At 71.7% G+C, this 24,790-nt stretch carries 18 protein-coding genes and 2 tRNA genes; 7 read left to right on the top strand and 13 right to left on the bottom strand.

Annotated elements, in window-relative coordinates; genetic code table 11:
- Positions 1 to 192: 192 nt before the first annotated feature.
- Positions 193 to 1,617, bottom strand: a complete 1,425-nt coding sequence (tig, locus tag ACFWVE_RS14145) for a trigger factor (protein WP_384012773.1) — start codon at positions 1,615 to 1,617, stop codon at positions 193 to 195.
- A 168-nt stretch (positions 1,618 to 1,785) separates the two neighbouring features.
- Positions 1,786 to 1,862: transfer RNA gene (locus ACFWVE_RS14150), tRNA-Pro, on the bottom strand.
- A gap of 168 nt (positions 1,863 to 2,030) precedes the next feature.
- Between ACFWVE_RS14150 and ACFWVE_RS14155 the strand changes: the two genes are divergently transcribed.
- Positions 2,031 to 2,104, top strand: a tRNA-Gly gene (locus ACFWVE_RS14155).
- Positions 2,105 to 3,061: 957 nt separating this feature from the next.
- Here the strand turns inward: ACFWVE_RS14155 and ACFWVE_RS14160 are convergent.
- The gene (locus ACFWVE_RS14160; protein WP_384012776.1) at positions 3,062 to 3,256 is read right to left on the bottom strand and encodes a hypothetical protein; all 195 of its coding nucleotides are present in this window, start codon (positions 3,254 to 3,256) and stop codon (positions 3,062 to 3,064) included.
- Positions 3,257 to 3,941: 685 nt separating this feature from the next.
- Between ACFWVE_RS14160 and ACFWVE_RS14165 the strand changes: the two genes are divergently transcribed.
- Positions 3,942 to 5,237 (top strand): acyltransferase family protein, encoded by a 1,296-nt coding sequence (locus tag ACFWVE_RS14165; protein ID WP_384012778.1) that lies wholly within the window; start codon positions 3,942 to 3,944, stop codon positions 5,235 to 5,237.
- Here ACFWVE_RS14165 and ACFWVE_RS14170 read toward each other — a convergent pair.
- The 5 genes from ACFWVE_RS14170 to ACFWVE_RS14190 all read right to left on the bottom strand — a co-directional run bounded on the left by ACFWVE_RS14170 (position 5,234) and on the right by ACFWVE_RS14190 (position 9,460).
- A complete protein-coding gene (locus tag ACFWVE_RS14170) occupies positions 5,234 to 5,749 on the bottom strand; it encodes an HD domain-containing protein (protein ID WP_384012780.1) in 516 nt (171 codons plus the stop codon). The two genes, ACFWVE_RS14165 and ACFWVE_RS14170, sit on opposite strands and share 4 nt — an antisense overlap.
- An 82-nt stretch (positions 5,750 to 5,831) precedes the next feature.
- A complete protein-coding gene (locus ACFWVE_RS14175) occupies positions 5,832 to 7,010 on the bottom strand; it encodes a PP2C family protein-serine/threonine phosphatase (RefSeq protein WP_384012783.1) in 1,179 nt (392 codons plus the stop codon).
- A 127-nt stretch (positions 7,011 to 7,137) separates the two neighbouring features.
- Positions 7,138 to 7,965: an Fpg/Nei family DNA glycosylase gene (locus ACFWVE_RS14180; RefSeq protein WP_384012786.1), complete on the bottom strand. Its 828-nt coding sequence runs from the start codon at positions 7,963 to 7,965 to the stop codon at positions 7,138 to 7,140.
- A 151-nt stretch (positions 7,966 to 8,116) separates the two neighbouring features.
- Complete coding sequence (locus ACFWVE_RS14185) at positions 8,117 to 8,602, bottom strand: ribose-5-phosphate isomerase (protein ID WP_384012789.1); 486 nt, start codon at positions 8,600 to 8,602, stop codon at positions 8,117 to 8,119.
- Positions 8,603 to 8,854: 252 nt separating this feature from the next.
- Positions 8,855 to 9,460, bottom strand: a complete 606-nt coding sequence (locus ACFWVE_RS14190; protein ID WP_384012792.1) for a biotin transporter BioY — start codon at positions 9,458 to 9,460, stop codon at positions 8,855 to 8,857.
- Between the two features lie 413 nt (positions 9,461 to 9,873).
- On the opposite strand from ACFWVE_RS14190, the gene ACFWVE_RS14195 reads away from it, so the two are divergent.
- Positions 9,874 to 11,307, top strand: a complete 1,434-nt coding sequence (locus ACFWVE_RS14195; RefSeq protein WP_384012794.1) for an amino acid permease — start codon at positions 9,874 to 9,876, stop codon at positions 11,305 to 11,307.
- 177 nt (positions 11,308 to 11,484) lie between these two features.
- Positions 11,485 to 11,727: a hypothetical protein gene (locus ACFWVE_RS14200; RefSeq protein WP_384012797.1), complete on the top strand. Its 243-nt coding sequence runs from the start codon at positions 11,485 to 11,487 to the stop codon at positions 11,725 to 11,727.
- Positions 11,728 to 11,776: 49 nt separating this feature from the next.
- Here ACFWVE_RS14200 and ACFWVE_RS14205 read toward each other — a convergent pair whose 3' ends face one another.
- On the bottom strand, positions 11,777 to 12,424 hold the full coding sequence (locus ACFWVE_RS14205) for a DsbA family protein (RefSeq protein WP_384012800.1): 648 nt from the start codon (positions 12,422 to 12,424) through the stop codon (positions 11,777 to 11,779).
- 167 nt (positions 12,425 to 12,591) lie between these two features.
- Between ACFWVE_RS14205 and pepN the strand changes: the two genes are divergently transcribed.
- Positions 12,592 to 15,186, top strand: a complete 2,595-nt coding sequence (gene pepN / locus ACFWVE_RS14210) for an aminopeptidase N (protein ID WP_384012804.1) — start codon at positions 12,592 to 12,594, stop codon at positions 15,184 to 15,186.
- A gap of 447 nt (positions 15,187 to 15,633) precedes the next feature.
- On the opposite strand, the gene ACFWVE_RS14215 is transcribed toward pepN, so the two are convergent.
- Positions 15,634 to 17,400 carry a TIGR03767 family metallophosphoesterase gene (locus ACFWVE_RS14215; RefSeq protein ID WP_384012807.1) on the bottom strand — a complete coding sequence of 589 codons (1,767 nt, stop codon included), beginning with the start codon at positions 17,398 to 17,400 and terminating at the stop codon, positions 15,634 to 15,636.
- Positions 17,401 to 17,718: 318 nt separating this feature from the next.
- Positions 17,719 to 18,186, bottom strand: coding sequence for an NUDIX hydrolase (locus tag ACFWVE_RS14220; protein ID WP_384012810.1), 468 nt, complete (start codon positions 18,184 to 18,186; stop codon positions 17,719 to 17,721).
- Between the two features lie 251 nt (positions 18,187 to 18,437).
- Here ACFWVE_RS14220 and ACFWVE_RS14225 point away from each other — a divergent pair, with 251 nt between their 5' ends.
- Positions 18,438 to 21,755, top strand: coding sequence for a S8 family serine peptidase (locus ACFWVE_RS14225; RefSeq protein WP_384012813.1), 3,318 nt, complete (start codon positions 18,438 to 18,440; stop codon positions 21,753 to 21,755).
- A 76-nt stretch (positions 21,756 to 21,831) separates the two neighbouring features.
- Here the strand turns inward: ACFWVE_RS14225 and ACFWVE_RS14230 are convergent, their stop codons facing one another.
- Together ACFWVE_RS14230 and ACFWVE_RS14235 are read right to left on the bottom strand one after the other, a co-directional pair.
- Entirely contained in the window at positions 21,832 to 22,731 is a 900-nt protein-coding gene (locus tag ACFWVE_RS14230) for a hypothetical protein (protein WP_384012816.1), read from the bottom strand.
- A 1-nt stretch (position 22,732) separates the two neighbouring features.
- Positions 22,733 to 23,269, bottom strand: coding sequence for an RNA polymerase sigma factor (locus tag ACFWVE_RS14235; protein WP_384012818.1), 537 nt, complete (start codon positions 23,267 to 23,269; stop codon positions 22,733 to 22,735).
- A gap of 379 nt (positions 23,270 to 23,648) precedes the next feature.
- Between ACFWVE_RS14235 and ACFWVE_RS14240 the strand changes: the two genes are divergently transcribed.
- Positions 23,649 to 24,665: an aspartate-semialdehyde dehydrogenase gene (locus ACFWVE_RS14240; protein WP_384012820.1), complete on the top strand. Its 1,017-nt coding sequence runs from the start codon at positions 23,649 to 23,651 to the stop codon at positions 24,663 to 24,665.
- The last annotated feature ends 125 nt before the right edge of the window (positions 24,666 to 24,790 follow it).

Here is a 24,790-nt window from a genome sequence, read left to right on the forward strand (position 1 = left end):
GTGCGCGCCGGGTCCGCGCGCCGTGGGCGGAGCCGCCGGTGGGGTCCGCGGGTCGTGGGTGGCCGGTCGCGCCCGGGCGGCGGAGCCGCACACCGGCGCGGCCCCGCGTCCCCGGGGACGTCACCGCGACGGGCCCCGGGACGCACATGCGTCCCGGGGCCCGTCGTTACCGCGTCACAGGTGCCGTGGGCCTCAGCCCTCGGTCTTCTCCTCGGCCTTGTCGGCCTTGGTGTCGGCGTCGTCGGCCTCGGCGGGGGCCTCGTCGGCGTCCGCGGCGGGAGCCTCGGCGGCCTCGCCCTCTTCTTCCTCGTCGTCGAGGTCGACGATCTCGCCGTTGGTGTCCTTGACCACGGCCTTCTCGACCACGGCGGCCAGGGCCTTGCCGCGGGCGACCTCGCCGACCAGGAGCGGAACCTGGCCGCCCTCGACGACCGCCTGGGCGAACTGGTCGGGGGACATGCCGGAAGAGGCCGCGCGCCGCATGAGGTGCTCGGTGAGCTCCTCCTGGTTGACGTTGAGCTTCTCCTGGTTGACCAGCTCGTCGAGGACGAACTGGGTCTTGATGCCCTTGACCGCGGCCTCGCGGGTCTCGGTGTCGAACTCCTCGGCGGTCTTGCCCTGGATCTCGAGGTACTTCTCGAGGTCGAGGCCCATCTGGCCGAGCTGGTGGTGCTCGAGGTTGTGCTTACGGGTGTTGATCTCGTCCTCGAGCAGCTTCTCGGGGACGGGGACCTCGACCAGCTCGAGCAGCTTGTCCAGGACGCGCTCCTGGGCCTGCGTGGCCTGGTCGTACTGCTTCATGTTCTCCAGGCGCTTGCGGCTGTCCGCGCGCAGCTCCCCGAGGGTGTCGAACTCGGAGGCCAGCTGCGCGAACTCGTCGTCCAGCTCGGGCAGTTCACGCTTGGCGACCTGGGTGACCCTGACGGTGACCTCGGCCTCCTTGCCCGCCGCGGAACCGCCCTTCAGCTCGGAGGTGAAGGTGGCCTCCTGGTCGGCCGACAGGCCCGTCACCGCGGCGTCGACGCCGTCCAGCAGCTCGCCGGAGCCGATGGTGTAGGAGACGCCGCTGGCGATGCCGTCCTCGAGGACCTCGCCGTCGACCTTGGCCTCGAGGTCGATCGTGACGACGTCGCCGTCCTCGGCGGCGCGCTCGACCGGGGCGGTGGAGGCGAAGCGCTCACGCAGCTCCTCGACGGCCTTGTCGACGTCCTCCTCGCTGACCTCGACGGCGTCGACCTCGACCTCGATGCCGGAGTAGTCCGGGATCTCGATGGTCGGGCGGATGTCGACCTCGGCGGTGAAGTTCAGCGTCTCGCCGTCCTTCAGCTCCGTGATGTCGACCTCGGGCTGGCCCAGCGGGTTCAGCTCGGCCTCGTTGACCGCGTCGGTGTAGAACTTCGGGAGCGCGTCGTTGACCGCCTCCTCCAGCACCGCACCGCGGCCGAACCGCTGGTCGATGACCCGGGCCGGGACCTTGCCCTTACGGAAGCCCTTCACCGTGACCTGCTGGTTGATCTTCTTGTACGCCGCGTCGAGGCTGTCCTTGAGCTCCTCGAAGGGCACCTCGACAGTGAGCCGAACCCGAGTCGGGTTCAGGGTCTCCACGGCGCTCTTCACGGTTCGGTCTCCTTGGTGGCTGACTTCTGGATTTCTGCCGGGACCAGAACGGTCCGGCCGATTCGCAGCCCGGAGACTTCAGACGCTGAGCACACGGGCGTGCAGCTTGCATAGTACCGGCAGCGACTGCAGCGCCCCAAAGCCGATCACTGGCGGTGATCGGGTGACTGGTCGGGGTGGCGGGATTTGAACCCACGGCCTTCCGCTCCCAAAGCGGACGCGCTACCAAGCTGCGCCACACCCCGTCTGGTGCGACACGTAGGGTACATGCCGGCGCCCGGTCGGGACGCCGGATTCACCGGGCGTGGTGCGCGGCGCCGGGACCGGGACGGGCACGGGGTGTGCGACGAGGGCGCACCACCCGCTACGATGCCTGTCAGTACCGCGGCCGCAGGGCCTGCGGTGCGCGATGTGCGGGCGTAGCTCAATGGTAGAGCCCTAGTCTTCCAAACTAGCTACGCGGGTTCGATTCCCGTCGCCCGCTCCAAACGGCTCGGGGCCGGGTCGGAGGATCATTCCTCCGCCCGGCCCCGACCTCTTTCCGGGGTTCCGGTCAGTCCGCCGTGTCCCCCGCGTGTCCCTCGGGCTCTCGGTACGCCGACGATGCATGAGCGGCGGGGCAGCCGCCTTGGGGCGGGCCTCGAAGACCATGACCCCGACGTCGCGCTCCAGCAGGCGGCGCCGGCCCAGAGCCGCTGCGCCGACCCGGTCGGGCGAGCCTTACCGTTCCCCTCGCGGATGTCATGACTTCGCACGCCCCTGCGCCTCATGACCATGAGTTAGATCACTCTTACGCATCGTTACTTCGTCGCGCGCCGAGGGGAGACCTACATCACAGTGGCCCGACACAAAAGCCCACCGATGGCTGCGCAGGCTTCCCGGCAGGAGCAGCGATCGGCGGGCGGGCACCCAGGAGGTACTGCTATGCGTGTGACCTCGGCGAACCCACCTTCAATCCCCCGACTGCGAGACTGGACTGCCGTCCTCGTCGTCATCGTGGTCGTCTACGTCCCCGTCGCACAAATCCAAGACGTTCTGACCGACTTGACCGCGCTGTCGGCAGTCCTGGTCTGCGGCTCTGCGGTGAGCGCAGTATCAGCCCGACGGCCGCAGACGAACCGCGTGACCGTCGACTAGACCCGACGAGGCCCTCCCGGCCTCCCCTCCCCGGGAAGCCGGGAAGCGCCGCCCGCGCCCCCGGCGTGCCCGATCCGGCAGGAACGGACGGGGAGCAGCGGGGAACAACGGCCACCGACTCGAAACAGTCCGGGGCGCGTCTCACCAGGTCAGGCAGGGCCCGGTTACGCGATCTTCCGAACCGGCTGCGCGGGTCCGGTTCCCGTCGCCCGCTCCATACGGCCCAGGGCCGGCCGGAGGTTCATTCCTCCGGCCGGCCCTGTTCGCGTTCTCGGACACCGGCAGGACCGGACGCCGGCGGAAGGCGTCAGAAGCTGATGGAGTTGATCATGTCCGCCATCGAGTTCATGAAGCGGTTGATCGACGGCGCCATGCCGGTGGAGGCGAGGAAGAAACCGAAGAGGATCGCGACGATCGCGGGCCCGGCCTTGATGGACCCGCCTCTGATCAGCACCACAAGGATGACCGCCAACAGCACCACCACAGAAAGTGAAATGGCCACAACTGATCACACCCCTGGTCGGTCCGCTCGTCCGGTCCGGGTGGCGCATCCCCGCGCACCCCGCCAGAACCATCGTGCCACCAACAGGGCCGGGCTATGCGGCCAGTGACGCATCATCCGCCCCGCATCGGCCGTGCCTCGCGTGCGCGCGCCCGCGCGCGAGGAGAGTCGGAACGGGCGCGACAGGGCGCCGACGGTCCCCGCGCGGAGCCAACGGTGCACTCTCGCACGGCAATTCGATTCACCACCCGTGGACGGAATTCGACCGGACCCTTGCCGTATCCACACAACGCGTCCACGGTTATCCCCCCTTGCCGCCCTCCGCGCCCCCACGAGGCCCCGACAGGCCGCGACAGGCCGCGAAGGAGAACGAAGCGGGCATCTCGCAAGCTCGCACGATGGGGCATATGTGCCGTTCACCCTGTGACAATCAGCACATAGCAGGCGTACCGAATGCGCTGGAGACCTGCTCGCGCGGTGCGTTGGACGTGTTCCGGCCGTCACGGCGACAAAGCCGTCAGCATTCACCGATCGCGGGTATCCGGAATGGAGAACCGGAATGACGTGGGAGTTTTACGCCTTCCACGGCGAACGCTAGGGTGCCTCAGATGTTCCACGCTGCCTCGTCCCCCAGAAGCGCAGCGAGTGCGCCGGTCCCCTCCCCGAGTTCCTGGCGGGTGGCCCTGTGACGGACTCGCCGCGACCGAACGGCAACCGCAGGACGCCGCTTCCCCCGGCCACGCCGCCAGAGACCGATGCGCCAAGGACCGGTCCGCCGAGGGCCGCCGGGTCACCGCGAGCAGATGCGCCGCGGACCGGTGCGCCACGGACCGGTGCGCCGGGCTCCGGTGCGCCGGGCTCCGGCAAGCGGCGGGACGCGTTCTTCGACAACGCCAAGTATCTGGCGATCGTGCTGGTGGCCATAGGCCACTTCTGGGAGCCCATCAAGGGTGACAGCCGGTCCCTGGAGGCCGCGTACACCGTCGTGTACGCGTTCCACATGCCGGCCTTCATCATCGTCTCCGGCTACTTCTCACGCGGCTTCGACATGCGCCCCGACCGGCTGCGGCGGCTGATCACCGGCGTCGCCGTGCCGTACATCGTCTTCGAGACGGCCTATCCGCTCTTCAAACGGGTCGTCGACAGCGACCCGCAGCAGGAGATCAGCCTTCTCGATCCCTGGTATCTGACCTGGTTCCTGTGCGCGCTGGTGGTCTGGCGGCTGACCACGCCGATCTGGAAGGCGGTGCGCCACCCGCTGCCGCTGGCGCTCGGCATCGCCATGCTGGCGAGCGTCTCCCCGCAGATCGGCGACGACCTCGATCTGCAGCGGGTCCTGCAGTTCCTTCCGTACTTCGTGCTCGGCCTCTGCATGAAGCCCGAGCACTTCCACCTGGTGCGCCGCCGGTCGGTGCGGATCCTGTCGGTGCCCGTGTTCGTCTGCGCGTCGGCACTCGCCTGGTGGGCGGAACCGCGGATGGCCACCGGGTGGTTCTACCACCGCGACTCCGCGCAGGAGTTGGGCGCGCCCTGGTGGGCCGGTCCGGTCATGGTGCTGGTGCTGTTCGCCTGCTCCCTGCTGCTGACGGCCTGCTTCTTCGCCTGGGTGCCGGGCCGCCACATGTGGTTCACCGCACTCGGCGCGGGCACGCTGTACGGCTATCTGCTGCACGGCTTCGTGGTGAAGGCCGGTGACTACCAGGGCTGGTTCGAGCCCTCGGTGCTGCACGAGCCGGCCGGCGCGGTCGCCCTGACCGTGTTCGCCGCGGCCCTGATGACGTTCCTGTGCTCCAAACCGGTGCAGCGGGTCTTCCGGTTCGCGATGGAGCCGAAGATGGAGTGGGCGTTCAAGCGCGACGCCGCCGAACCGGCCCGCGCCCCCGGGCGGCGCGAGCGACGCGGGAAGCGGGCGGAGCCGGCGGCCGGTGAGGGGCGGGAGACCCCTGCGTCCCGGGAGACTCAGGAGCAGGTCTCCGTCTAGTCGGTCCAGTGGGCCGGTGCGTCCGGTCGGGCCGGGCGGTCCGGCCGCTCGCCCGCCACGAGGCCGAGGAGAGTGCGCATCCGCGCGTACTTCTCGGTCAGCCGGGTGCGGGTCGCCCCGTCGAGTACCGCCAGCCGCGCCGGATCGGCGTTGTGCGCCAGGTCCGCCTCCTTGACCAGCAGTGCGCCGGGCGTCGCGAGGATGCGGGCCGCGTACACCTCGGGCGGCTCCCCGGACCGCTTGGTGACCGCGAGGACGATGTCCTTGGTCCGCCGGGTCAGTGCCGCTTCCCGGAGCCACTCCTGCGACAGCCTGCCGTCCTCGACGGCGTCGTGCAGCCAGGCCGCCGCGACCTGCTCCTCGTCGCCGCCGCGCGCCCGGACGCCCTCGGCGACGGCCCGGAGGTGCTCGGCGTACGGCACGCCCGCTTTGTCGGTCTGACCCTCGTGCACGGCGCGGGCGGTGGCCTCGGTCTGGGCGAGGGTCAGCAGGTTGCGCGGTGTCCCGGTCACCCTTCCAGTGTCGCTCGCCTGCGACGGTGAGCAGACAGGAGGGCGGCAGAGGAGTGGCGGCGCCGAGCCGTACGGCGCCCGGTCAGCGGGTCGCGGCGGCTGTCGGGCCCTCGCGGCAGATCAGCAGGAGCGCCCGGTCGTCGTTGACGTCCTTGGCGACCGCTTCGATGAGGTGCCAGGCCGCTCCGTGGAAGCCGCCGGCGACATAGCGGTCGGCCTCTCCGGTGAGGCGGTCGATGCCTTCGACGATGTCCCGCTCCGACGTCTCCACCAGGCCGTCGGTGAACAGCATCAGCACGTCGCCGGCGCGCAGCGAGCCCTTCACCGGGTCGAACTGGGCGCCGTCGTACACACCGAGGAGCGGGCCTTCGGCCGTCTTCTCCTCCCATTTGCCGCTGCCCGCGCTGAGTTGGAGGCCCGGCGGATGTCCGGCGGAGTACAGCTCGTAGTCGCCGGAGTCCAGGTCGAGGACGAGGTGGATGGAGGTGGCGAAGCCCTCCTCCCATTCCTGGCGGAGCAGGTAGCCGTTGGCGGCCGGCAGGAAGGCGTGCGGCGGGAGGCTGCCGAGCAGGCCGCCGAAGGCGCCGGACAGCAGCAGGGCGCGCGATCCGGCGTCCATGCCCTTGCCGGACACGTCGGTCAGGACGACTTCCAGCGTGCGCCCGCCGTTGGTGCGGGCGGCGACCACGAAGTCGCCCGAGAAGGACTGGCCGCCCGCGGGACGCAGGGACATCTCCCGGTGCCATCCGCTGGGCAGGGCCGGCAACTGGCTCTGGACGCGGATGCGTTCACGCAGGTCGAACAGCATGGTGCCGCCCCGCCGCCAGGGCACGCCGACCCGGCTGCGGAACTGGGCGACGACCAGGCCGAAGAAGCCTCCGGCGGCCACGACGAGGACGACGCCGGGGGTGACCCGGGAGGCGCCCTCGGTGTACGGGCCGAGTCGGACGGCCTCCACGATCAGCGCGGTCGCCGCCGCCGCGTACAGGCCGAGCAGACTGGCCGGGCGCAGCAGCAGCCCGCCGGCGACGATCGGCAGGACCAGTGCGGACGGCGCGAACCAGACGGAGTTGGCGAGGGTCGCCACCGCGATGAGCGGGATCGTCAGCAGCAGCCCTGCGAGGGCTATCCAGTCGGAGCCGTCCCCGCGGAAGTAGTCGACGGCAGCCCGGCGCACGCCGACGCGGGCCCGGTGCCATTGCTTCTTCACCCGGGCCGTCAACGTGTCGGCTTCTGCGCGCCTCTCTCGTCCTGCTGCCATCAGTTGGGGACCCTATCCATCGGACCGGCCACTTGGCACGGGAGGTCCTGGTTGTCCCTCGTTGGGGGACCGACTTCACAGTCAACTTCACCGGGCGCCGTCGCGGGGGGCGTCCGGCGGAAATTCTCTAACGGTGTTGGCAGGCGGGGCACCAGAAGAGGTTACGGGCGGCGAGATCGGCGGTGCGGATCTCACCGCCGCAGAGGTGGCAGGGCTGGTGGACCCGGCGGTAGACGTACACCTCGCCGCCGTGGTCGTCGACGCGCGGCGGGCGGCCCATCGCCTCCGGGGTGTGTTCCGGACGGACGGTGTCGATGCGGTTGTCGCGGACCCCTTCGCGCATCAGACCGACCAGGTCGGTCCAGATCGCGTCCCACTCGGCGGGGGTGATGTCCCGGCCCGCGCGGTAGGGGTCGATGCGGTGCCGGAAGAGGACCTCGGCGCGGTAGACGTTTCCGACGCCGGCGATGACCTTCTGGTCCATGAGAAGCGCGGCGATCGTCGTACGGCTGCGGCTGATCCTGCGGTACGCGGCGTCCGGTTCGGCGTCCGGGCGCAGGGGGTCGGGGCCGAGGCGGTCGTGTACCGCCCGCTTCTCGGGGCCGGTGATCAGGGCGCAGGTGGTGGGTCCGCGGAGGTCGGCGTACGCCGTGGGGTGCGCGAGGCGCAGGCGGACGGTGTCCGTGGGCGGGGGCGCGGGGGCCGGGCCCAGGGCGACCTTGCCGAAGAGGCCGAGGTGGATGTGGACCCAGGCGGTGTGCTCGGGGTCCGGGTCACGGAAGCCGAGGAAGAGGTGCTTGCCGTGGGCGTCGGCGGTGTGCAGGGCGGTGCGGTCCAGGAGGGCGGCGGCGTCGCTGAACTTGCCCTGGGGGCTGGTGACGCGCAGGGGGCTGCCGTCGGCGAAGGCGACGGCGTAGTCCTCGGCCAGCCGGTGGATGGTGTGGCCCTCCGGCACGGGTCCGGTCCCTTCCCTCTCTGCTCTCTTCTGCTCTCGTGCGCCCCCGCCGGCCACTGCCTGCCGGGGCCGACCGCGTCCGTCCCGCCGTGGGAGCCGCCGCTCCCCGGCGGGCCGCGTACGGGCCGGCCGCGTACGGGCCGGCCGCCGGCTACTGCTGGGGGTGGTGGGGCGGGATCGGGGGCAGGTCGCCGGTGGTCTCGTAGTCCGCGAGCATGTCGATGCGGCGGCTGTGGCGCTCGTCGCCCGAGAACGGGGTGCCCAGGAAGATCTCGACGAACTTCGTCGCCTCGTCCGTGGTGTGCATGCGCGCACCCACCGCGACCACGTTGGCGTCGTTGTGCGTGCGGCCCAGCGCCGCGGTCTCCTCGCTCCACGCCAGGGCCGCCCGTACGCCCTTCACCTTGTTCGCGGCGATCTGCTCACCGTTGCCGGAGCCGCCGATCACGATGCCGAGGCTGCCGGGGTCGGCGGCGGTCCGCTCGGCCGCGCGGAGACAGAAGGGCGGGTAGTCGTCCTGGGCGTCGTAGAGGTGGGGCCCGCAGTCGACGGGCTCGTGGCCCGCGTCCTTGAGCCACGCGGCGAGGTGGTTCTTGAGTTCGTATCCGGCATGGTCGGAACCGAGGTACACGCGCATGCTCCGAGTGTGACACGGCGGATCACGCGCGGGCGCGCCGGGGCGGGGGCACGGCGGGGCTGTGGTGGTGGTCGTCGCGGCGGCCACGGCGGCAGGAAGAGGGGACCGCCGGACCCACCGGCAGGCTCACCCGGTGCTCTCACCCCATGAGCCCGGGGACGCGGAAGGAGGCCGGCCGGGCACCGTACGCGCGCCCGGCCGGCCTCCTTCCCGCTGTCCATCCGTGCCTGATCGGCCCGAAGAACCCTATTGTCAACGCTTGTTGACGAACCGCCAGGCGGTGGGGAGCACGCCCATGGCCAGGGCCGCCTTCAGGGCGTCGCCGATGAGGAACGGGGTGAGGCCGGCCGCGACCGCGGCGGAGGCGGACATGCCGGTGGCCAGCGCCAGGTAGGGCACGCCGACGGCGTAGATGACCGCCGAGCCGAGCAGCATGGTGCCCGCCATCCGCCAGGCGGAGCGGTCGGCGCCGCGGCGGGCGAGGGAGCCCACCACGACCGCGGCCAGCAGCATGCCCAGGACGTAACCGAACGACGGCATCCCGATACCGGACCTGCCCTCGGCGAACCACGGCACACCGGCGGCGCCCGCCATCGCGTACAGCGCGAGGGCGAACAGACCGCGCCGGGCGCCGAGGGTGGTGCCGACGAGCAGCGCGGCGAAGGTCTGGCCGGTCACCGGGACCGGGGAGCCCGGGACGGGGACGGCGAGCTGGGCGGCGATGCCGGTGAGCGCGGCACCTCCGACCACGAGGGCGACGTCCCGCACGCGGGACGCCGGAACGAGGTCGGCGAGGACCAGGCCGGCTCGGGTCCCGCCCTGCCGGGGCAGAGCGGATGTGGCGGCTGCGGTGCTCATGGGGACTCCGCGGGAGGTGAGGACGGTTCGGGACACCGCGACGCTATCCCAGCGTTCTCGCGCCGATCACCGTCGGCGCTCGACAAAGGCTCCGGCACACCCATGGTGGGCTCCGGACAAAGATCGCGCGCCAACCGGGGCGCCGCGTGACACCGGTCACTGCGGTGACGTGGCCTCTCCTACAAGGCCCGGCCTTACGGCGGCTGTAGGGTCCCACCAAAGCATCCGGTCCCGGCTTTCCTCTGCCGGCGGGCGCGGGCGCAGACGGCCGGCGAGCCCACGGCCGCCGAGTAACCGGAACAACACCCTCCGAATAAAGTGCGTCCACATACTGGGCGACCCTCTCCCCGCCCAGGAGGGCCGCCCAGACTGACGTGGTTTTTGCCGTCTCCCGTATTGGACGAGCCGTGTCCGTGCCCAGCCCCTCCACCGAGACACCCGAGACACCCGAGACACCCGACACGCCCCCGCAGGACGGTGCCTCGCTCTCCTCCGGCCTCAAGCAGCGCCATCTGTCGATGATCGCCCTGGGCGGAGTGATCGGGGCCGGGCTGTTCGTCGGCTCCGGCGCGGGCATCGCCGCCGCGGGGCCGTCGATCGTCCTCGCCTACGCCCTCTCCGGCCTGCTGGTCATGCTGGTGATGCGGATGCTCGGCGAGATGTCGGCCGCGTACCCGTCGTCCGGTTCGTTCTCGGCACACGCCGAGCGGGCGATCGGGCCCTGGGCGGGCTTCGCCTCGGGCTGGGCGTTCTGGGTGCTGCTGTGCACGGCGGTCGGCCTGGAGGGCATCGGCGCCGCGAAGATCGTCACCGGCTGGCTCCCGGGCACGCCCGAGTGGGCGTGGGTGGCGCTGTTCATGGTGATGTTCTGTGCCACGAACCTCGCGGCCGTGAAGAAGTTCGGCGAGTTCGAGTTCTGGTTCGCGGCGCTGAAGGTCGGCGCGATCTCGCTGTTCCTGGTGCTCGGCGTGCTGGCCCTCGCGGGCGTCCTGCCGGGCACCGACTCCCCCGGCGCCTCGAACCTCACCCCGCTGCTCCCGAACGGCGGCGAGGGGCTGGTGATCGGCCTGCTCGCGTCCGTCTTCGCGTACGGCGGCCTGGAGACGGTGACCATCGCCGCGGCGGAGTCGGAGAACCCGGTCAAGGGTGTCGCGAGCGCGGTCCGTACGGCGATGTGGCGGATCGCGCTGTTCTACGTCGGCTCGATGGCGGTCGTCGTCGCCCTGGTCCCGTGGGACTCGCCGGCGGTCGTCGAGCAGGGCCCGTACGTCGCCGCCCTGGACCGGCTCGGCATCCCGGGCGCCGGGCAGCTGATGAACGTCGTGGTGCTGGTGGCGCTGCTGTCCGCGATGAACGCCAACATCTACGGCGCCTCGCGCATCGGCTACTCCCTGGTGCGGCGCGGTCAGGGGCCGAAGGTGCTGGGCCTGGTGTCGGCCGGGGTGCCGCGGGTCGCCGTGCTGGCCTCGTCGGTCTTCGGGTTCCTGTGCGTGCTGCTCAGCTACTGGCGGCCCGACGACGTCTTCTCCTGGCTGCTGAACATGATCGGCGCGGTGATCCTCGTCGTCTGGGTCTTCATCGCCGTCTCGCAGCTGCGGCTGCGCCGCGTCCTGGAGCGCGAGGCTCCCCAGAAGCTGACCGTCCGGATGTGGGCGTTCCCGTGGCTGACGTGGATCGCGCTGGCCGGGATGGCCGCCGTCTTCGTCCTGATGGCCCGGGAGCCGGACACGCGCGTACAGCTGTACTCGACGGGCGGCATGACCCTCGCCCTGGCGGCCGCCGGCTACGCCTGGCAGCGGGCCGGGTCACGCGGCTCCCACGGCTCCCGCACGGACACAGGGAACTGAACCCCGCACACATCGCCCCTTTCGCTGTTAGCCTGCAGTTGCAATCTCAATGCAATAAGCATCCTGCCCCGTGATCGTCTTCTCACCGTTCACCCGGCAGGCGGAAAGACGGAAGCCCTCGCGAGGACTCGACTCGCGAGGGCTTCCGATATACGGCGTTCCGGGTCAAAGTGCCTCATGACGACACCCAGGACCAAGAGGTACCCCTGCTCGACGTGCGACGCGGAGCAACCGCATCGCCAGCTGGACAAGGCGGAGCGGGAGCAGCTCAAGGAGAGGCTGGGGCGGGCGGGGGTGAATGAGTTCTGGATCTGCGTGAACGTGCTGGACCCGGCCTCCGGCAAGCAGTGCCGCAACCTGCGTACGGGGTGGACGATGAAGCCGTTCCCCAAGCCCATCCGCCTGCCCGAACCGGAGTGACGGGCCCGGTGCCACCCCTGTCCCGGGCGGCCGGCCCCGAAGCGTCCCGTCACAGGTTGCCGAAGTCCGGGCCCTTCGTCCGCGTGCGCTTGATCTCGTAGAAGCCGGGGACGGAGGCCACGGCGAGGGTGCCGTCCCAGAGGCGGGCGGCCTCCTCGCCCTTGGGTGCGGGGGTGACGACCGGGCCGAAGAAGGCGATCTGCTCGCCGTCGGCGCCGGGCACGGCGATGACCGGGGTGCCGACGTCCTGGCCGACCTTGTCGATGCCCTCCTTGTGGGAGGCGCGCAGCTGGGGCTCGTAAGGGGTGGAGTCCCAGTGGTCCATGAGGGAGTCGGGCAGCCCGGCCTCCTTCAGGCCGGCGGCCACGGCCTCCTTCGTCGGGCCCTCGCCGTCGTTGTGGATGCGGGTGCCGATCGCGGTGTAGAGGTCGCCGAGCACCTCGGCGCCGTGCTCCGCCTGGGCCGCGGCGACGACACGGACGGGGCCCCACGCCTTGGTCGCGAGCATCTCGGCATACTCCTCGGGCAGCTCGTCGAGCTTGTCCTCGTTGAGGACGGCGAGGCTCATCAGGTGCCAGTGGACCTTGATGTCCCGCACCTTCTCCACCTCCAGCACCCAGCGGGAGGTCATCCAGGCCCAGGGGCACAGCGGGTCGAACCAGAAGTCGACGGGAGTGGCGGTGGACGTGTCCGGCATGTCGCTCCTCGGAAGGGAAGTGCGGGGAATCGCTTCCCCGTGAAACACCCGCACCCCACCCCCTCATTCCCGTCCCTCCCCTTCCCGGCCGCCCCGCGTCAGGGGCGCATGGCAGGATCGGTGCTGTACAGCCCTGTCGATGTCGACGACGCATGAGGAGTCCGCCTGTGCCCGGTGAGAACCTGACCCGCGACGAGGCCCGGGAGCGGGCCGCACTGTTGTCGGTGGACGGGTACGAGGTGTCCCTCGACCTGCGCACCGCGACCGGCACGGCCGACGCGACCGGTGGGGACGGCGCGGACGGGCCGCGTACGTTCCGCTCGGTGACGACCGTCCGGTTCCGCTGTGCGGAGCCCGGCGCGAGCAGCTTCGCGGACCTGATCGCGCCGAGCGTGACGGCCGTCTCGCTCAACGGGCGGGACCTCGACCCGGGCGAGGTGTTCGACGGCTCCCGGCTGCTCCTCGACGACCTGGCCGCCGACAACGAGCTGGTCGTCGACGCGCAGTGCGCGTACTCCCGTACCGGCGAGGGCCTGCACCGCTTCGTCGATCCCGAGGACGGCGAGGTGTACCTCTACACCCAGTACGAGCCGGCCGACGCCCGCCGGGTGTACGCCAACTTCGAGCAGCCCGACCTCAAGGCGCCCCACCGCTTCGAGGTGCGGGCCCCCGAGGGCTGGACGGTGTGGAGCAACGGGGTCGGTGAACTCACCGACGGCGTGTGGCGGTTCGCGGAGACCAAGCCGATCTCGACGTACATCACCTGCGTGGTCGCCGGGCCGTACCACTACGTCACGGACTCCTACGAGCGTGAACTGCCCGACGGCACACGGCTGGAGATCCCGCTCGGCGCGATGTGCCGCAAGGGTCTCGCGCCGCACTTCGACGCCGACGACATCTTCCTGGTGACCAAGCAGGGCCTGGACTTCTTCCACGACCACGTCGACTACCCGTACCCGTTCGGGAAGTACGACCAGGCGTTCGTGCCCGAGTACAACCTGGGCGCGATGGAGAACCCGGGTCTGGTGACCTTCCGGGAGGAGTACATCTTCCGCGGCAAGGTCACCCGGGCGTCCTACGAGGGCCGCGCCAACACGATCCTGCACGAGATGGCGCACATGTGGTTCGGCGACCTGGTCACCATGGAGTGGTGGGACGACCTGTGGCTGAAGGAGTCCTTCGCCGACTTCATGGGCGCCTTCTCGCTGGTGGGCGCCACCCGGTTCACCGACGGCTGGGTCACCTTCGCCAACCGCCGCAAGGCCTGGGCGTACCGCGCGGACCAGCTGCCGTCCACGCACCCGGTCACCGCGGACATCCGCGACCTGCAGGACGCCAAGCTGAACTTCGACGGCATCACGTACGCCAAGGGCGCCTCGGTGCTCAAGCAGCTGGTGGCGTACGTCGGCCGGGACGCGTTCCTGGAGGGTGTCCGGCGCTACTTCAAGCGGCACGCGTACGGCAACACGCGCCTCGGTGATCTGCTGTCGGTCCTCGAGGAGACCAGCGGGCGCGACATGACGGCGTGGTCGCGCGCCTGGCTCCAGACGGCCGGGGTCAACTCCCTCACACCGCAGGTGCTGTTGACCGCGGAGGGCAGGATCGACGAGCTGGCGGTGGTGCAGGAGGCCCCGGAGTCCCACCCCGAACTGCGCCCGCACCGGGTCGCGGTGGGCCTGTACCGGCGTACGGACGGCGGCGCGCTGGAGCGGTACGCGCGCGCCGAGGCGGACGTCGACGGGGCCCGTACGGTCGTCGCGGAACTCGCCGGGGCCGAGGCACCCGAGCTGGTGCTGGTCAACGACGACGACCTCACGTACTGCAAGATCCGCTTCGACGAGACCTCGCTGGCCACCCTCCGCGGGCACCTGGGCGCGCTGACCGACCCCCTGGCCCGTGCCCTGTGCTGGTCGGCGCTGTGGAACCTCACCCGGGACGCACTGCTGCCCGCGCGGGATTTCGTGGACCTGGTCCTGCGGTTCGGCGGGCGCGAGTCCGACATCGGCGTGCTCCAGATGCTGCACGCCTGGGCCGAGTCGGCGATCGTCCACTACGCGGCGCCCTCCTGGCGGGAGACCGGCGGGCGGCTGCTCGCCGAGGGCGCCCGGCGCGAGCTGGAGGCCGCCGTGCCGGGCAGCGAACAGCAGCTGGCCTGGGCCCGCTTCTTCGCCCGGTCGGCCGGTGCGCCGGGCGACTTCCAGCTGCTCCAGGAGCTGCTGTCGGGCACGGTGACGGTCGAGGGGCTCGACGTCGACCAGGAGCTGCGCTGGGTGTTCCTGGAGCCGCTGGCCGCGCACGGGCTCGCCGACGGAAAGGCACTGGCCGAGGAACTGGCCCGGGACGACACCGCCTCCGGCAGGCGCCACCAGGTCCGCTGCCTGGCCGCCCGCCCGTCGGCGGAGGTCAAGGCGGCGGGCTGGGAGCGGGTCGTGGAGTCGAAGGAGCTGTCCAACGCGCTGGTGGAGGCGACCATCGCAGGTTTCGCCCAGCCCTCGCAGCGGGAGCTGCTCGCCCCGTACGCGGAGAAGTACTTCGCGGTGATCGAGCGGGTGTGGGAGGAGCGGTCGATCCAGATCGGCATGCACGTGGTGCGGGGCCTGTTCCCCGAACTGCTGGACTCGACCGGGACGCTGGACGCGACGGACGCGTGGCTCGCGGCCCACGAGGACGCGCCCCCGGCGCTGCGCCGTCTGGTGCTGGAGGCCCGGGACGACCTGGCCCGTGCGCTGCGCGGCCAGGCGTGCGACGCGGCGGCGGGGTGACACACACCCGGCTCCGCGCGCGATCCCACCCCTGGGACACGCGCTCCGTGACCGTTACGAAATTCAGGCAATAAGAGCCGTAACCCCTGGTCGCACCCGAACGGACCAGGGGTTTCCGGCATCCGAACGCGCGTCCTACAGGGCAGGTTTGTACCGAATTACCGACGGGCGCGCACCAGAGGTTCGGGAGCGGATCCGGCGCGGGAAATTGCCGGACATGAACCACGATTCCCCGCTTCCCCCGCTCTTTCCCCACCCTCCGCACCTTCTCGCCGCCGGGCCTCGGCGCGCGCTCACGACCGCCCGTCTCCGCTCGCACGGCGTCTCGGCCGCGGAGACCGACGACCGGTGCCGCCCCGGCGGACGACCACGAGCCCGCGGCCTACGTGGTGGTCCTGCCCCGCTGAACCGGGCGGGTCTCCCGGGCCGGCTCGTCCCGGGCGGGTCCTACGCCTTGAGCAGGAGTTCCGTGTTGCGGTCCCGGGGCGTGCCACCGAGGTCGGTGCGGGCGCCGGGGGCGTTGCAGGACAGCTCGCGGTAGAGGGCGGCGAGGCCGGTCTGGGTGAGGTCGCTGTAGTCCGTGCGGGCCGGGGCCGCGGACTCGACCAGGGTGGTGAACAGGGACAGGGTGCCGTCCTTGTTGTCCACCAGCTCGATGACGCGGGCGAGTTGGGGGAAGTCGACGTGGGAGGCGGTGGAGATCTCCCAGAAGGAACCGGCCGAACCGGTGTGCGGGGTGACGGCGTTGCGGTGGATGTGGCCGTTGACCCAGGCCACCACGTTGGGGTGGCTGCCGAGGAGTTCGACGAGTTCCCCGCCGTCGTGGCGTCGCTCGTCGGGGCGGGCCGGGTCGCGGTGCGTGTTCGTCATCGACTCGCTGGTGTGGTGGCTGAAGACGATCGCGCGGGCGTCCTTGTGGGTGCGCAGCGTCCGCTCCAGCCATCGCAGTTGGGCCGTGCCCAGGGAGCCCGCGTAGTGGCCGCCGGGGTCGGTGGTGTCGAGGCTGATGCCGATGACGTCCTCGGAGACGCGGAACGAGTAGTACTGGGTGCCCGCGTCGAGGTTGGCGGCGGAGTAGCCGTGCCCCACCGGCCCGAACCCGCGGTGGGCGGGGTCCAGGTGGGCCTCGATGTACTCGGCGGGAGTGAAGGGGGCGCGCGCCTCGTCGGGGGTCACCGACCGCATGGCGCGGGCCTGGGACTTGAGGAACGCGCCGTACTGGACGCCCCGCGGGTCGGCGGCCTTTCTGATGGTCCGCTGGAGCTTCTTCGCCTCGGCCGCCCCGAGCTCCATCAGCTTGCGGCCGCCGACGGCGAGTTCGGTGAGGTACGGGTCGCCGTGGGAGGCGTAGCAGCCGAGCGGCATCGTGTCGTGGTTGCCGACGGTGGAGTACCAGGGGAGGTTGAGGCCGGGGCTGTTCACCTCGCGGACGGCCGCGGCGAGGAAGCCGTCGAGGTGGGGGAAGCCGAGCTGCTTGTCGGCGTCGCGGGTGGTGGCGTCCGGCTGCCAGTACTGGCGCAGACCGCTGTTCTGTACGCCCTCGTAGTGGCGCGGGTCCCCGCTGTTGGGGGCGATGCGGCCGCCGCTGAGCGCGGTGAGGAACCAGTCCAGTTCGGAGCGGGTGTTGTTGTCGGTGTTGTCGCCGGTGGTCATCGCGAAGTGCAGCGGGGAACCGGTGACGGGGCCGCCCCGCAGGGCGTTGATCCGTTCGACGAGGGAGACCGCGCCGTGCACGGTGAGCGCCTCGTGGGGCCGCCAGGCGTGCACATCGGCGGAGCGCAGGTACTCCAGGCGCAGCGGATGCTGCGTGTCGATCACATGCAGGTCGGTGAGCTGCACGAACGCGGCCAGCGTGGTGCGGCGGTCGTCCCGGCCGGAGCGGGCCCCGGCCAGCTCGCCGCGGACCACCCGCCCCCAGCCCGGCCCTTCCTCGAGGCGCCGGTAGCCGGCGGCACTGCCGCCGCGCGGTGCGGACACCCCGGCGACGGTGGTGCCGCGCGTGTACGGGGTGAGCGGGGCGGCCGGCGCCTGCCGGGAGGAGGTGAGTACCGCCGCGTCCGCGGCGGCGTCGGCGCTGCCGGCGGCCACGGCCTGGCCGCCGCCGGGCCGCAGGGCGTATCCGGCACCGGCGGAGAGGGCGACCGCGCCGGTGGCGGCGAGGAGGGAACGACGGTGGAGTGCGGTGGAGCCGGCGACTGAGCGTATGCGCGACATGGCGCTTGTCTCCCCGGGTGCGAACGCATCGGCAGTGACCGCGGGACGCTCGCCGGTGGTTCGCCGGGTGAACATCCCGCTCGTACTGGATGCTTGGCAGCGGGAATGGCCTGCGTGTGAACGCGACGGCAACGCGCAACGCCGATCGCCGTACGTGGATCTTGGACCACCCGGGCCGTCGGCGCCCGCTTCCGCGCCGGCCCAGGACCGGTCACGCTGCGTTCACTTCACGGGGAAGCCGGATGACGCCATACCTCCACATCAAGGGTATTGCGGTCGATCGGCGCGCGAGCCCCAGGAGTTCACGTACTCCCCGCGTCAGCCCTCCACGCGTTCCACCCGTCCCGCCGCCGGACGCTCCCGCCACAGCCGCAGCCCGGTGTCGATCAGGCCGACCCTGACCAGATCCGCGACGGCGTCCAGGGGCTGCCAGGCGGCCAGTTCGGTGGAGCCGCCGATCTCACTGCGCAGCTCGCCGCCGACGATCCGCCCCTCGTAGACCAGCCGTACGGCGTGATGGTCGACGGCGCGGCGGAGCCGGAGCGGGCGGCGGGGCGGGGCACGCCGGACGGAGTCCACGCCGAGCAGTCCGGTGACCTCGACGCGATACCCGGTCTCCTCCTCGACCTCCCGCCGCACGGTGTCGTACGGGTCCTCGCCGTGCTCCATGCCGCCGCCCGGCAGCACCCACTCCGGAGCACCCGGGGGCACCGGGGAACGGGCCAGCAGGAGCCGTCCGTCGCGCACCACCACGGCGTAGGCCGCCACCCTCAGGGTTTGCCGCATCCCGGGACGTTAACCCGCGAGCGGCCACGAGGCCCACCGGGCGGACGACTTGCCCGCTTCATACCCCACCGCCCCATAAACGCATCGCGGGTTTTCCCCATACATTCATCTCGATTCAGCCAACCCTCTCCAAACACCTATCCCTTGCGTAAGGCTCAACGATCGTCCGGGACCGTATTCCGGACGATCGCGGCCAGGGTCGATCGGCTCCGGTCGCTCCACGATGGTGCCTTTACTTCCAAGGGATGCCGATGACCCAGTCCTCCCAGCGTCAACCGCTGCCGGCGGGCGCGAGACGCGCGGCCCGTATCTCCCTGGCCGCCGGTCTCGTCGCCGCGCTCTGTGCGGTCGGGCCGATACCCCTGGCGGTCGCCGCCGACACGCCGACCGCCGCACCCGTCGACGGTGACGTCAAGTCCGCGCACGACAAGCTCGGTTCGAGTGACGCGGACCTCCTCGCCGAGGCCAAGGCCGACGGCGAGAAGAACATCACGATGATGATCGCCACCGCTCCCGGCCAGACCGAGCAGGTCGCCGAGGAGCTGAACGCGGTGAAGGGCGGCTCGGTCGGCCGGACCCACGACAAGCTCGGCTACGTCCGCGCCACCGTCCCCACCGCCAAGGCGGACTCGGCCATCGCCGCCGCCGCCAAGCTCTCCACCGTGCACGGCATCGACCTGCGCGACGAGATCCCGCTCGACGACCCGACCCCGGCCGCGGACACCACCGCCAAGGCCGGGAGCAAGGGCGGCTCCGCCACCTACGCGGGCCCCGACAGGCGGACTCCCGCGAAGAACCCGTACAACCCGTCCTTCGAGACGGGCGCCGTCGACTTCGTGAAGAAGAACCGCACGGCGGACGGCCGCGGCGTCACCATCGGCATCCTCGACTCGGGCGTGGACCTGGCCCACCCGGCGCTGCAGAGGACCACCACCGGCGAGCGCAAGATCGTCGACTGGGTGACGGCGACCGACCCGATCGTCGACGGCGACCGGACCTGGCGCCCGATGACCTCTCCGGTCTCCGGCCCGGCCTTCACGTACAACGGCAGGACCTGGCAGGCCCCCGCCGGTTCGTACCGGGTCAGCACCTTCCTGGAGTCGTACACCACCGGCGGTGACGCGGGCGGCGACGCCAACCGCGACGGCGACACCACCGACTCCTGGGGTGTGCTGTACGACGCCGGGGCGGGCACCGTCCGGGTCGACCTGAACGACAACCAGGACTTCTCCGACGACACCCCGATGAAGCCCTACAAGGACGGCTTCCAGATCGGGTACTTCGGCACCGACGACCCGGCCACCGACGTCGCCGAGCGCCAGCCGTTCGTCGTGGAGATCCGCGAGGACGTCCCGATGGACCCGTACGGCGGGGACTGGGTCGGCAGGACGGCCGACTTCGTCAACATCGGTGTCATCGAGGGCTCGCACGGCTCGCACGTCGCCGGCATCACCGCCGCCAACGGCCTGTTCGGCGGGCAGATGGACGGCGCCGCACCCGGCGCGAAGCTCGTCTCCTCCCGCGCCTGCACCTGGTCCGGCGGCTGCACCAACGTGGCGCTGACCGAGGGCATGATCGACCTCGTCGCCGAGCGCGGGGTCGACATCGTCAACATGTCCATCGGCGGCCTGCCCGCGCTCAACGACGGCAACAACGCCCGCGCCGAGCTGTACACCCGCCTCATCGACACCTACGGCGTCCAGCTGGTGATCTCCGCGGGCAACTCCGGCCCCGGCACCAACACCATCGGCGACCCGGCCCTGGCCGACAAGGTCATCTCGGTCGGCGCGTCCGTCTCCAGGGAGACCTGGGCCGCCAACTACGGCTCCGTCGTGAAGACGAAGTACGCCATGATGCCGTTCTCGTCCCGCGGTCCGCGTGAGGACGGCGGCTTCACGCCGACGCTGATCGCGCCCGGCGCGGCGGTCAACACCATCCAGACCTGGGCGGCGGGCCAGCCGGTCGCCGAGGCGGGCTACGGCCTGCCGGCCGGTTACGGCATGCTCCAGGGCACCTCGATGGCGTCCCCGCAGGCCGCGGGCTCCGCCGCGCTGCTGCTGTCGGCCGCGAAGCAGAAGCGCATCGACCTGACGCCCGCGGAGCTGCGCACCGCCCTCACCTCCACCGCCCGGCACATCAAGGGCCTGCAGGCCTACGAGGAGGGCGCCGGCCTCATCGACGTCGAGGAGGCCTGGGACTCCATCCGTGACGGGGCCACCGCGCACGAGTACAGCGTGAAGGCGCCGGTAGACACCGCGATCGAGCAGTTCCTGAAGACCCCCGGCTTCGGCACCGGCCTCTACGACCGCGAGGGCGGCCTGAAGGCGGGCCAGAAGAAGACGTACGACATCACCATCACCCGTACGTCCGGTCCCGACCGCGCGCTCCGGCACGAGCTCGACCTCGAGAACAACACCGACCGAGCCTTCCGCATCGTCGGCGACGACGACGTCCGGCTGCCGCTGAACGAGCCGGTGACCGTCAAGGTCCAGGCCTCGCCCCGGTCGGCGGGCCTCAAGAGTGCCATCCTCGAGGTCGACGACCCGCGCACCGAGGGCGTCGACCGGCAGATCCTGAGCACCGTGGTCGTCTCGGCTCCGCTGGCGCACACCTTCTCCGCCTCCGGCACCGCCCAGCGCAACGCCACGACCTCCTACTTCGTCACCGTGCCCGAGGGCGCGAAGACGCTGGAGATCGCGATGAGCGGGCTGAGGGCCACGAGCCAGACCCGGTTCGTCGCCATCCACCCGTACGGCGTCCCGGCCGACCCGACGTCGACCGTCAACTGCTACCCGAACTACGACAACCCGGCCAACACCTGCCGTCCCGACCTGCGTTCGTTCGTGAACCCGCAGCCGGGCGTCTGGGAGATCGAGGTCGAGGCGCGCCGCACCTCGCCGCTGCTCGACAACCCGTACAAGCTGGACGTCGCCGTGCTCGGCGCGGTCTTCGACCCGGAGACCGTGACCGTGCCGGAGGCCAAGGTCGGCACCCCGGCCGACGTCTCCTGGGAGGTGACCAACGAGGCCGCCGCCCTGGACGGCAAGCTGGTCGGCGGCCCGCTGGGCTCCGCCCTGTCGGACCGTCCGGCCATCGGCACGGGCGACGTCCGCACCACCACGGTCGAGGTGCCCGAGGGCGCCGCGTCGCTCGACGTCGCCATCGGCAACGTCTCCGACGCCTCCGCCGACCTGGACCTCGCGGTCTACGACGCGGCCGGCGTCCTCGTCGGTCAGTCCGCCGACGGCGACTCGGAGGAATCGGTGTCCGTGGCCGGCCCTGCGGCCGGTACGTACACCGTCGAGGTCGTGGGCTACTCCGTCCCGGCCGGTTCCACCGACTACGACTACCGGGACGTGTTCTTCTCCGCCACGCTCGGCGAGGTCACGGTCGACGGCTCCACGCCGGTGCGGATCGGCACGGGCGAGTCGGCCACCGTCTCCGGCACCGTCACGGCCGCCGCGGCGGCTCCCGGGGGCCGCGAGTTCTTCGGCCAGGTCCAGCTGGTCAACGCGCGCGGCACGGTCGCGGGCACGGGCAGCGTGACCATCGAGAAGGTCGTTCCGTAACCGACGGCCACCACCGGGGGCGGGCGTCCACCAGGGCACCCGCCCCTTCGTCGTACGCGCCCCGCGCCTGCGTCGGTCACTCGCAGGTCAGGGTGCGGGAGGCGGGCAGGGCGGCGGTGACGCGCACCCGCTCGGGGGCGATGTCCTCCTCACCGACGATCACGGCGTCCGGGACGGTGCCCTCGCGGGGCAGGCCGACCAGGACCCGGTCGCCGGTGTGCAGCCGGGGCCTGCCGGTGGCCCCGGTCAGGAAGGTGACCTCGTCCCGGTCCTCCGCCGCGGTGCCCGGCTCCGGCTTGTAGCCGCGGGTCACCTCCAGCGTGACGCGGTCCCGCCCGGCGCCCGGCACCGGTTCCACCTCCGCCACCGTGCCCTCGGCGACGAGCCGGGCACAGGCGAGGTAGCGGGGACTGCCGAAGAGGACACCGGCCGAATCCCCGGCACCCGTGGGCTGCTCGGCGCCCGCCGCCCTGTCGGCGGACTCGGCTGCCGAGGAGGCCGTGTCGCCCTGCCCGGACTGCGTCACGAGCCGGCCCGTGCCGAGGACCACCGCGGCGGCCGCCGCTGCGGCGAGCACGCCGAGGGCGACCCGCAGCGGGCGACGGGCACGGCGGGGCGCGGGCAGGGGCCGCACCGGCGCGAGGAGGCCCGCCGCGGGCCTGCCACCGGGGACGTCCGAAGCCCCGGCCTCGACCGCCGGGGCAGCCTCCGGACCGCCGGCCCCCGACCCCGCGGCCTCCACTCGCACGGCCGGCGCCCTCCCTGCTGCCAGCGTTTCCCCGATCAGGCCCAGCTGCTCCCGCAGCACGGCGACATCGGCGGCGGCCGCGTCCCGCGCGGCCATGAACGCCGGGTCCTGCCGGGCAGCGGCGGGCAGCGGCTCGTCGAGGATCGCGGCCATGAGCGCGTCGACGCCGTCGTACGCGGTGCCGTGCTCGTCCCCGGTGTTGTTCCGGTCGTCGTCGTGGACGCTCACGTCACACCACCTCGTCCTCGTGCAGGCGGGCGCGCAGGGCCCGTACGGCCGTGTGCAGCCTGCTCTTGACCGTGCCCTCCGGCACACCGAGCTGCTCGGCGATCGAGCGCACCGGAAGGTCGGCGTAGAAGCGCAGCACGACGACCTGGCGCTGGGCGTCGGGCAGCCCGTCCAGGCCGCGGGCGACGGCGAGGGAGAGCAGACGGGTCTCCTCGTCGGCCGGGGGTCCGGCGGGGCGCAGCGCGGCGAGGCGTTCGCCGAGCCGCTCCTGGCGGCGTTTGGCCCGGTGCCAGTCCATGGCGAGGTTCGAGGCGACGACGGCGGCCCAGGCCGAGACGTCCCGGGGCGCCGCCTGCCCGCTCGCGGCACGCTCCAGCAGCCGCAGCCGGACCTGCTGCACCCCGTCCGGCAGGTCGGTCTGCGGGACCCCGCCGAGCGCGAGCACCGCCCGTACCCGGCGTTCCTGCGCCGCGTCCAGCGGGTCGTCGTCCACGGCGCCGGACGCCTGCCGGCCGTGCCGGATCCTTCCGCGCAGCACTGCCCACCCCCCTCACACTGTTTCCCCTACGACGCCGGTGCGGCCCGGAACGTTCGCCCGCCGCGCGAATCGGTTGTCGACCGGTTGCGAACCGGGCAGAGGCGTACGTCACACCTCCGTGTGAGTGGAGTGGGGCGGGGCAGGGAACCTTGCGGCCGACGACCCCCGACGACTGAATTCCTGCAGCTCACAGGGGTGGTGACCGCAGGTCCACGACCGGTGGGGGGTGCCGGCGCGTCCCACTGTGCGGGCAGGGAGCGCAAAGAACTGGACAGGCGGGCCGTGGTCGGCCGCATGATGGAAATGCCCCGGCCGGCAGGCAAAGGGCACATGTACGCCGTATACGTCGTATGACGCAGAACGCAGTGAGGGAGACGCCGTGAGGGTCGGAATCGTCGGAGCCACCGGTCAGGTGGGCACGGTCATGCGCAGCATCCTCAAGGAGCGGAACTTCCCGGTCACGGAGCTGCGCCTGTTCGCCTCGGCCCGCTCGGCGGGGACGGAGCTGGACGGCGTGACGGTGGAGGACGCGTCCACCGCCGACTACACCGGTCTGGACATCGTGCTGTTCTCGGCGGGCGGTACGACCTCGAAGGCGCTGGCCGAGAAGGTCGCCTCGCAGGGCGCGGTCGTGATCGACAACTCGTCCGCGTGGCGCAAGGACCCCGAGGTCCCGCTGGTCGTCTCCGAGGTGAACCCGGACGCGATCGCGAACCGCCCCAAGGGCATCATCGCCAACCCGAACTGCACCACGATGGCCGCGATGCCTGTGCTGCGTCCGCTGCACGACGAGGCGGGCCTGGACGCGCTGGTGGTCGCCACGTACCAGGCGGTGTCCGGCTCCGGTCTCGCGGGCGTGGCGGAACTGCACGGCCAGACCCAGAAGGTCGTCGCCGACGCCGACAGGCTGACCCACGACGGCGGCGCGGTCGACTTCCCGGAGCCGGCCGTCTACAAGCGCCCCATCGCCTTCAACGTGCTGCCCCTCGCCGGCAGCATCGTGGACGACGGTCTCCACGAGACCGACGAGGAGCAGAAGCTGCGCAACGAGTCCCGCAAGATCCTGGGCATCCCCGGGCTGAAGGTCTCCGGTACCTGCGTGCGCGTCCCGGTCTTCTCCGGGCACTCCCTCCAGATCAACGCCCGGTTCGCCCGCCCGATCAGCCCGGAGCGCGCGGCCGAGCTGCTGGCCGACGCCCCCGGTGTCGTCGTCACCGACATCCCCACCCCGCTGCAGGCGGCGGGCCAGGACCCGTCCTACGTCGGCCGCATCCGCCGCGACGAGACGGTCGACAACGGCCTGGCCCTCTTCGTCTCCAACGACAACCTCCGCAAGGGCGCGGCCCTGAACGCCGTCCAGATCGCGGAACTGGTGGCGGCCGAGCTGAAGCGGTAACCGACAGCCGTTACGAGGGGGGGGGGGCCCGGGGGGCCGCGGGGGGGCCCCCCCCCCCGCCCAAAACACCCCCCAAACCGCCCCCCCCCCCCGCCGCAACGATGGATGGGTGGGCGGGCGCCGCC

Origin of the sequence: Streptomyces sp. NPDC058632 (genome assembly GCF_042717095.1) — a bacterium.
Classification (GTDB): domain Bacteria; phylum Actinomycetota; class Actinomycetes; order Streptomycetales; family Streptomycetaceae; genus Streptomyces.